Here is an 8,181-nt window from a genome sequence, read left to right on the forward strand (position 1 = left end):
GCCAGGTAACTGGTGGAGTTGACCGGTACTAATAGGCCGAGGGCTTGTCCTCAGTTGCTCGCGTCCACTGTGTTAGTTCTGAAGTAACGAACTCGCCTTTTGCTGGCTGGTAGTTCGACATCTTCATAGTGTTTCGGTGGTCATAGCGTTAGGGAAACGCCCGGTTACATTCCGAACCCGGAAGCTAAGCCTTTCAGCGCCGATGGTACTGCAGGGGGGACCCTGTGGGAGAGTAGGACGCCGCCGAACAATCATTGTGGGGAAGCCCCGGAACTGTGTTCCGGGGCTTTTCTGCGTTCCCGGGCCGGAACGGCCGAGGGAGGGGGCTCCAGCGCTCCGTTCCTACTGGGAAGGGTTCACCAGGCGGGTGTCGTACGCCAGGATCACGGCCTGGACCCGGTCGCGTGCCCCCGTCTTCGCGAGGATCCGGCTGACGTGGGTCTTCACGGTGGACTCGGCGAGATGCAGACGGCCGGCGATCTCCGTGTTGGTCCACCCCTGGCCGATGACGGTGAGGATTTCGCGTTCCCGTTCGGTCAGCCGGCTGAGCCGCTCGTCGGGGGCGTCCGAAGCCTCCGGGACGCCGTCCACCGCGCCGCCGGCCGGGAGATGGTGCACATACGTGTCCAGGAGCCGCCGGGTCAGGCTCGGTGCGACGACCGCGTCCCCCGCTGCCACGGCCCGGATGCCGGAGAGCAGTTCCTCGGGCAGGGCGTCCTTGACGAGGAAGCCGCTCGCACCGGCCCGGAGCCCCGTGTAGGCGTACTCGTCGAGGTCGAACGTCGTCACGATCAGCACCCGGGTGCGGTCACCTGCGGCGACGATCCTGCGGGTGGCCTCGATGCCGTCGAGGCCCGGCATGCGGATGTCCATGAGCACGACGTCCGGACGGAGTTCGGCCGCCATGCGGACGGCCTCCGCGCCGTTCGCCGCCTCGCCCGCGACCGTCATGTCGGGCTGGCTCTCCAGCAGCATGCGGAAGCCGAAGCGCTGCAAGGGCTGGTCGTCGGCGACGAGGACGGTGGTCACGGGGCGGAATCCTTCGGGAGACGGAGACGGACGCGCCAGCCGCCCGGTGGCGTGTGCCGGGGGCCGGCCTCAAGTGTGCCGTCGTACAGGGCCGTTCGCTCGCGCATTCCGGTCAGCCCGCGGCCGGGGCCCGCGCCGGGCACGGTGCCGTCGTGGCCGCCCGTTCCGGTGTCGGTGATCTCGGCCGTGACCGTGCCGTCGTCCGCGTAGGCGACCGCCACGTGCGCCGTCGCGTTCGGTCCGCCGTGTTTCAGCGTGTTGGTGAGGGCCTCCTGCACCACGCGGTAGACGGCCAGCTGCCGCCCCGCCGGCTGGGTGCCCGGATCGCCGTCGACGCCGAGGGTCACCGGCAGACCGGCCGCGCGGACGCCGTCCACGAGCCGTACAGGGCCGTTCGCTCGCGCATTCCGGTCAGCCCGCGGCCGGGGCCCGCGCCGGGCACGGTGCCGTCGTGGCCGCCCGTTCCGGTGTCGGTGATCTCGGCCGTGACCGTGCCGTCGTCCGCGTAGGCGACCGCCACGTGCGCCGTCGCGTTCGGTCCGCCGTGTTTCAGCGTGTTGGTGAGGGCCTCCTGCACCACGCGGTAGACGGCCAGCTGCCGCCCCGCCGGCTGGGTGCCCGGATCGCCGTCGACGCCGAGGGTCACCGGCAGACCGGCCGCGCGGACGCCGTCCACGAGCCGGCCGATGTCGGTGAGTGCGGGCTGGGGGGCGAGCTCGGCGGCCTCCGGGGCGTCGTCGCGCATCACGTCGAGGACTCTGCGCAGTTCGGCGAGTGCCTGTCGGCTCGTGGTGCCGATGGCTTCGAGCGCCTGGGCCGCGCGGTCCGGGCTGGCGGTGGCCGCGTAGGCGCCGCCGTCGGCGAGGCCGGTGATGACGGAGAGGTTGTGGCCGATGATGTCGTGCATCTCCCGGGCGATGCGGGCGCGTTCGGCGGACGCGGCGAGCCTGGTCTGCTGGTCCCGTTCGACTTCGAGGCGGCGGGCGCGTTCCACCAGGGAGGCCGTGTAGTCGCGGCGGCTGCGGACGACCAGGCCGAGGAGGGCGACCAGCGCCACCCCGTAGAGGTGCGGGACGAACTGCTGGTTCCAGCTGCCGACGGGATACCGGGTCGCCCCGATCGCGACCGGTACGAGCGCCGCGGCGCAGGACCACATCAGCGTGCGCAGCGGCAGCCGCAGGGCGATGTTGAACACGACGACGAGCTGGAGGTAGGCGGCCTGGAGGTGGGCGCCGGTCCAGGCGTCGACGAGGGCCGCCGCCAGCAGGACGCAGAGCACCGTCAGCGGTCGCGTCCGCCGCCACATCAGGGGGACGGAGAAGGCGAGGCTCATCAGGACGACGAGCCACCCGGGCACGTCCGGATCGAAGGCGATGGTCTTCCAGCCCCCGGAGGCGTCCACGAGGGCGGCGAGCACCAGGAAGCAGGTGAGATGGAGATCCCACCAGAGGGGGCGGCGCAGGTCGAAGCCGCGTATGCGCTCGCCGAGCCGGTGCATCCCGCCGGTCAGCGGCTCGGCACCCGCCGACCAGGAGGAGTGGTCGGGGGTGCCCGTGGTGTCCGTCGGCCGCGGCTGGTCCGTCACCGTCCCATCCTGGCCCGATCGGACCCGGCCCGGGGCCACGGCGGCCGAAGTCACCGGTCTCGTCCGGGTCATACGTCGCTTCGCCTCAGGCGCAGGGCGGCCGCGCCCAGTGCCGCCGCCGCCCACAGGATCAGGGCGAGCAGTGCGGCGGAGGGCGAAGGGGCCCCGGGGACGGGGGTGGCGGACAGCAGGACCTGCGTCGCGTTGTCGGGGAAGTACTCCAGGACGTCGTGGACAATGTCGTACGGGAGCATCCCGATCACCTCGGGGAGGACCATGACGCCGCCGATGAAGGCGCCGATGGCGCCGGGGACCGAGCGGAGGACGGCGCCGAGGCCGAGAGCGATCAGACCGAGCAGGGTCACGGCGGCGGAGCTGCCGGTCAGGGCCCGGATGATGCCGGGATCGCCGAACGAGGCCTCCTGGTCGGTGCCGTCGAAGAGGATCTGGGCGGCGGCGAAGGTGACGAACGCGGTGACGGTGGTGACGGCCAGCGTCACGGCGGTGAAGACGGCGGCCTTCGTCCACAGGACGGGAAGGCGCGTGGGGACGGCGGTCATGGTCGCCCTGATCATCCCGGTCGCGTACTCGCCGGCGCTCACCATGATGCCGAGCACACCGAGTGCGACATGGGCGAACTGGAGGCCGATGAGGCTCAGGACCACGGTGTCCACGTCGTCGTCGCCGCCACCGCTCTCGTAGGTGACGCCCATGACGATGCCCATGCCGAGCGTCAGCAGGGAGGCGGAGAGCAGGGTGATCCAGGTGGAGCGGACCGTCCACAGCTTGTGCCACTCGGAGCGCAGCACATGGGCGGGGGTGAGCAGGTGGCCGCCCSGGGCGGCGGACGGGTGGGCGGTCATGCGGCTGCTCCTTCGAGGGGGACGGCGGAACCGGCGGGGTTGCCGGCCTGGTACTCGACCGCGTCACGGGTGAGGTCCATGAACGCCTGCTCCAGGGAGGCGCGGACCGGGGTGAGTTCGTACAGCGGGATGCCGTGCTCGGCCGCCGTGGTGCCGATCCGGCTGCTGTCGCTTCCGCGGACGTCGAGTTCACCGGAGGCGCCGGGGCTGATCTCGACGCCTGGGCCCGCGAGCAGTTCCGCGAGTGCGCCGGCTTCGGGTGTGACGACGCGGACGGAGGCGGTGCCCGCGTGCCGGACGAACTCGTCGACCGTGGTGTCGGCGAGGAGGCGGCCCCGGCCGATGATGACGAGACGGTCGGCGGTGAGGGCCATCTCGCTCATCAGGTGGGAGGAGACGAGCACGGTGCGGCCCTGTGCCGCCAGGGACTTCAGCAGGGTGCGGATCCAGAGGACGCCCTCGGGGTCGAGGCCGTTGACGGGTTCGTCGAGGACGAGGGTGGCCGGGTCGCCGAGGAGCGCCGCGGCGATGCCGAGCCGCTGGCCCATGCCGAGGCTGAAGCCCTTCACCCGGCGGCGTGCGACCTCGGTGAGGCCGGTCGTCTCGATGACGGCGTCGACGCGGGAGGCCGGGATGCCGTGGGTGTGCGCCAGGGCGAGGAGATGGTTGCGGGCGCTGCGGCCGGGGTGCACGGACGTGGCCTCCAGCAGGGCGCCGACCTCGGTGAGCGGGGCGGTGTGGGCGCGGTACGCGCGGCCGCCGACGAGGGCCCGGCCCCGGGTCGGGGCGTCGAGTCCGAGGATCATGCGCATGGTGGTGGACTTGCCCGCGCCGTTGGGGCCGAGGAATCCGGTGACGGTGCCGGGCCGGACGGTGAAGGAGAGGTCGTGGACGACGGTTTTGCCGCCGTAGCGTTTGGTGAGGCCGACGGCCTCGATTCCGGTGCCGGTGGCGGCGCTTGTGCCGGTGCCGGTGGGCGGTGCCGGGTGGGGCCGCCGGGCGGCGGATCGCTGGGTGCTGGTCATGTCCTCGACGCTACGGAGCGGCGGTCGGGGCATCGTCCGACCACGGACGGCATCCCGTTCGGGCGCGTAGTACCCCGGTACGACGGGGTGCGACGGGAGCGGGCCGGGGAGGTGCCTTCCCACCGGCTGAAACCTCGTTGCCGTGCACCGGCCGCGCGGGACACCATCGGGCCATGGAATACGTCATCCGCCCCGTGCGCGCCGAGGAGTGGGCCAAGGCCCGCGAGCTGCGGCTCGATGCCCTGCAGGACCCGCTGGCCTCCATCGCCTTCCTGGAACCGTACGAAGAGGCCGCGGCCAAGCCGGACACCCACTGGCAGGAGCGGACCGCTTCGGCGGCCGCCGGCCGTGACGTGATCCAGTTCATCGCCGAGGCCCCGGACGGAGGGTGGGACGGCACGGCCACGGTGCTGGTGGAGCGGGCCGGCGAACCGGTGCGGGTGGGGAAGCCGTCGCCGGTGGACCAGACGCACCTGGTGGGCGTGTTCGTGCGGCGGACGGCACGGGGAGGCGGCATCGCCGACGCGCTGTTCCGGGCGGCGCTGGAGTGGTCGTGGGAGCTGACGTCGCCGCGGGTCGAGCGGGTGCGCCTGGTGTTCCACGTGGAGAACGAGCGGGCGGAGCGCTTCTACCGCCGTGCCGGCTTCGTGCCGAGCGACGATCCGTCCCCGATCCCCGGTGACGTGATGGCGCGCGAGTACGTGGTCCCGCGGCAGCGGCCGCTTCCGTAACCGCGCCCGGACGGCCCTTTCCTGCCGTACCTTCTGTCTGTCGGGGGACGGGCGCACGCTCCGTACCCCCTCCGTCAGGGGGACATGTGCAGGAGTTGACAGCGGACGACCCGGCGTCCGTGGGACCGTACCGGCTGACCGCCCGGCTCGGGGCCGGCGGCATGGGGGTGGTCTACCTCGGGGAGTCGCGCAGCGGGCGCAGGGTCGCCGTCAAGGTGATCCGCCCCCGGATCGCGGAGGATCCGGGCTTCCGCCGCAGGTTCCGGCGCGAGGTCGAGGCGGCCAGGACCGTCGGTGGTTTCTGGACGGCGCCCGTGGTCGACGCCGAGCCGGAGGCCGAGACGCCCTGGGTGGCGAGCGACTACATCCCGGCGCCCGACCTGCTGGAACTGGTGGAGGAACGGGGGCCGTTCGCGGAGCCCGAACTGCTGCGGCTGGGCGCGGGGATGGCGGAGGCGCTGCACTCGGTCCACCGTGCCGGGCTGGTGCACCGGGATCTGAAGCCCGCCAACGTCCTGGTCACGGACAACGGCCCCCGTCTGATCGACTTCGGGATCGCCAAGGCCCTCGACGGCGGGACGGCGATCACCGACACCGGCATGACCATCGGGACGGCCGGGTTCATGTCGCCGGAGCAGGCGTCCGGGGAGGCGGTGGGGACGCCGAGCGACATCTTCTCGCTCGGCGCGGTGCTGTGCTTCGCGGCGACGGGACGCAAGCCCTTCGGCGACGGGGTCGGGGCTGCGGTGCTCTTCCGGGTGGTGCACGAGCGTCCGGACACGGACGGGATGCCCGGCGGACTGCTGCCCCTGGTCGAGCGGTTCATGGAGAAGGATCCGGCACGGCGGCCGGACGCGGACGAGGCGCTGACGCTGCTGAGCGAGGCGGGACCGGTGGTTCCGGCGGCGCCTCGGGTGCCGGGTACGAGGAAGGGCGGTTCGCGGGACGAGGACGCCTCCGGCACCGCGGGCGGCGGGGCCGGAAGTCGCCGGGCCGAGGCGGACGGGACGACGTCCGCCGGGGTGGTCGGGGCCGAGGCGGACGGGCCGACGTCTGCCGGGGTGGCCGGGGCCGTGGCGGACGGGACGACGGGCTCCAGCGGCGTGGCCGGGCCGACGGAGGAGGCGACGCCGGCCCGGACCCGGGAGGAGCGGCCCGCGGCCGTACCCGACGCCGCGGTGGGGCGCGCGGACGCGCCGACCCGTCCTGCGCCCCTGCGGTCGGCGGACGGGCCCCTGGCGACGACGCCTCCGCCGGTTGCGCCTCCGGCGCCGGCATCGCGTCCGGCGGCGCGCCCTTCGGGTGCACGGATGCCCGTGACGCCCCCGCCCTCGCCGCCGCGCGCCGTCCCGGGTGCCGACGCCGCCCGCGCCGTGCGGCCTCCGGTGCCGAGACGGCCCGCCGGACCTGCCGCCGAGGTGACGTTCGTCCTCGGGCACGGGCGGGTCGCCTACGGGGCGGCAGCGGCGGGGGTCGTTCCGGCGGTCGGGGCCGTGATGCTGTTCGCGGGGAGCCCGATCGTCGCCGGGGTCCTCGCGCTCGCCGCCACCGCCTGCTTCGCCCTGGCCTTCGTGGCGCTCGGGCGGCCGGACCGGGGGCGGTTCCGGGTCGACCGCACGGGGATCGCGTTCCTCCGCGAGGGGCACGAGTGGTCGGCGCGGTGGGACGAACTCACGTCGGTCACGCTGCGGTGGGGCCGCTGGGACTCGGTGCAGGAGCTGATCGTCGTCGCCGAGGTGCGGCCGGGACTCGGCAACGTCGTCTGGGAGAAGTTCCGCACCGATCGCTTCGGGCCCCATGTCGCCGTCCTGCCGGTGCGGTTCACCGACAGCGCTCTCGCGTCCGGGGAGGCCCTGCGCCTGCACGGCGCGCTGACGGACGGGCCCGCCGGTGTGTACCGGCCCGACCCGGAGGTCCTGCTGAGGGCGCGCGGGCGCTGAGGAGTCCTGCGGGAGTGCCGGGTGCGGTCCGGCCGGCGCCCGGAAGGTGCGGGGCTCTCAGTGGGACGGGAGCGGCTCCGGCCAGCGTGCGCGGGCCTGTTCGGGGGAGCGCAGCAGGACGAGGGCGGGCAGGCCCTGCTCCGGGCCCGTGGCCATCAGCTGCGGGACGGCGGGGAGTGGAGCGACGGCCGCGACGTCGTCGAGGACGAGCGTGAGTGGTGGGTCGAGCCGACCGTCGGTTGACCGTGCGGCCAAGCGGCGGCCGTGCTCGACCACGTCGGAGGCGAGAGCCGTGAGGAGCGGCATCGCGCCGGGGCGGGTGCGAGGATCCTCGATCGCTTCACCCACCACATAAAGGGTGCCCGCTTCTTCGGCAAATGATTCCAAGGCGAGCGAATCGGTTCGGTTCGGTGTGCATGCCTCGCGGATATGGACCGTGGCGAGTGCGCCGAAGGCGCGTGCGGTCAACTCGACCGCGATGTCCCGGCGTTCGGGGTAGGCGGTGAGCGCGGACTCCAGCAGGCCCGCCGTCCCGGAGGCGGCCCTGGGGTGGGTGCGCAGGATGCGTACCGCCTCGTTGGCGCCGGTGCCCTGGGCCCAGCGGTGCACCTGGCGGAAGGGGCGGCCGTCGACGGCCGCGGCGTGGAGCCAGCACGTCAGGAGCGTCTCGGCGGTGTCGGCCATGGCGGCGTCGGCCATCGCCCGGGGGCGCACCGGGGCCAGCAGGGCGGCGGCGCGGGCCGCCGCGGTGCGGGCGTCCTCGCAGCCCTGTGCGGGTGCCCAGTGGAGCCGTGCGGGTGTGTCGCACAGGTGGCCGGGGTCGTAGACGAGGACCGGGCCGAGCTTGGCGCGTGCGTCCTTGGTCGCGGCCCACACCGAGGGGTCGGAGGTGACGACGAGCGCCGGACCCTCGGCGTCGAGGAGTGCCTGGACGGCGGCGGGGCGCCGGGTGGCCGCGTCGCCGTACACGACACGACCGGTGCGGAGCCGGGGGCCGGGGACGAGGGG

General features: G+C 73.7%; 7 protein-coding genes, 1 rRNA gene and 1 pseudogene. 3 read left to right on the forward strand and 6 right to left on the reverse strand.

The features are described 5' to 3' along the window. The first annotated feature begins 132 nt into the window (after positions 1-132). A 5S ribosomal RNA gene (rrf, locus tag EAO77_RS19295) occupies positions 133-249 on the forward strand. Between the two features lie 93 nt (positions 250-342). Here rrf and EAO77_RS19300 read toward each other — a convergent pair. The 5 genes and pseudogenes from EAO77_RS19300 to EAO77_RS19320 all read right to left on the reverse strand — a co-directional run bounded on the left by EAO77_RS19300 (position 343) and on the right by EAO77_RS19320 (position 4,502). Then, on the reverse strand, positions 343-1,029 hold the full coding sequence (locus EAO77_RS19300) for a response regulator (RefSeq protein WP_147989544.1): 687 nt from the start codon (positions 1,027-1,029) through the stop codon (positions 343-345). Next, positions 1,026-1,334: pseudogene (locus EAO77_RS19305) on the reverse strand (sensor histidine kinase); the annotation flags it as partial. The pseudogene EAO77_RS19305 and the gene EAO77_RS19300, both read right to left, overlap by 4 nt. Positions 1,335-1,372: 38 nt before the next feature. Continuing rightward, the gene (locus tag EAO77_RS19310) at positions 1,373-2,614 is read right to left on the reverse strand and encodes a sensor histidine kinase (RefSeq protein ID WP_410088600.1); all 1,242 of its coding nucleotides are present in this window, start codon (positions 2,612-2,614) and stop codon (positions 1,373-1,375) included. 68 nt (positions 2,615-2,682) lie between these two features. After that, entirely contained in the window at positions 2,683-3,477 is a 795-nt protein-coding gene (locus tag EAO77_RS19315) for an ABC transporter permease (protein ID WP_147989547.1), read from the reverse strand. Then, positions 3,474-4,502: an ABC transporter ATP-binding protein gene (locus EAO77_RS19320; RefSeq protein ID WP_147989548.1), complete on the reverse strand. Its 1,029-nt coding sequence runs from the start codon at positions 4,500-4,502 to the stop codon at positions 3,474-3,476. The genes EAO77_RS19315 and EAO77_RS19320 overlap by 4 nt, the downstream gene beginning before the upstream one ends. 173 nt (positions 4,503-4,675) lie before the next feature. On the opposite strand from EAO77_RS19320, the gene EAO77_RS19325 reads away from it, so the two are divergent. Together EAO77_RS19325 and EAO77_RS19330 are read left to right on the forward strand one after the other, a co-directional pair. Further along, positions 4,676-5,233, forward strand: coding sequence for a GNAT family N-acetyltransferase (locus EAO77_RS19325; protein ID WP_147989549.1), 558 nt, complete (start codon positions 4,676-4,678; stop codon positions 5,231-5,233). Between the two features lie 86 nt (positions 5,234-5,319). After that, complete coding sequence (locus EAO77_RS19330) at positions 5,320-7,173, forward strand: serine/threonine-protein kinase (RefSeq protein ID WP_147989550.1); 1,854 nt, start codon at positions 5,320-5,322, stop codon at positions 7,171-7,173. A gap of 57 nt (positions 7,174-7,230) precedes the next feature. On the opposite strand, the gene EAO77_RS19335 is transcribed toward EAO77_RS19330, so the two are convergent. Then, positions 7,231-8,181, reverse strand: a 951-nt coding sequence (locus EAO77_RS19335; protein WP_222723679.1) for a type IV secretory system conjugative DNA transfer family protein, incomplete at its 5' end; no start/stop codon positions are given.

Source organism: Streptomyces sp. T39 (assembly GCF_008042045.1).
GTDB lineage: Bacteria > Actinomycetota > Actinomycetes > Streptomycetales > Streptomycetaceae > Streptomyces.

Bases quoted from the DNA above. Each gene is read 5' to 3' on its own strand.
- EAO77_RS19320 (WP_147989548.1), bottom strand. From the start codon at position 4,502: ATGACCAGCACCCAGCGATCCGCCGCCCGGCGGCCCCACCCGGCACCG.
- EAO77_RS19325 (WP_147989549.1), top strand. From the start codon at position 4,676: ATGGAATACGTCATCCGCCCCGTGCGCGCCGAGGAGTGGGCCAAGGCC.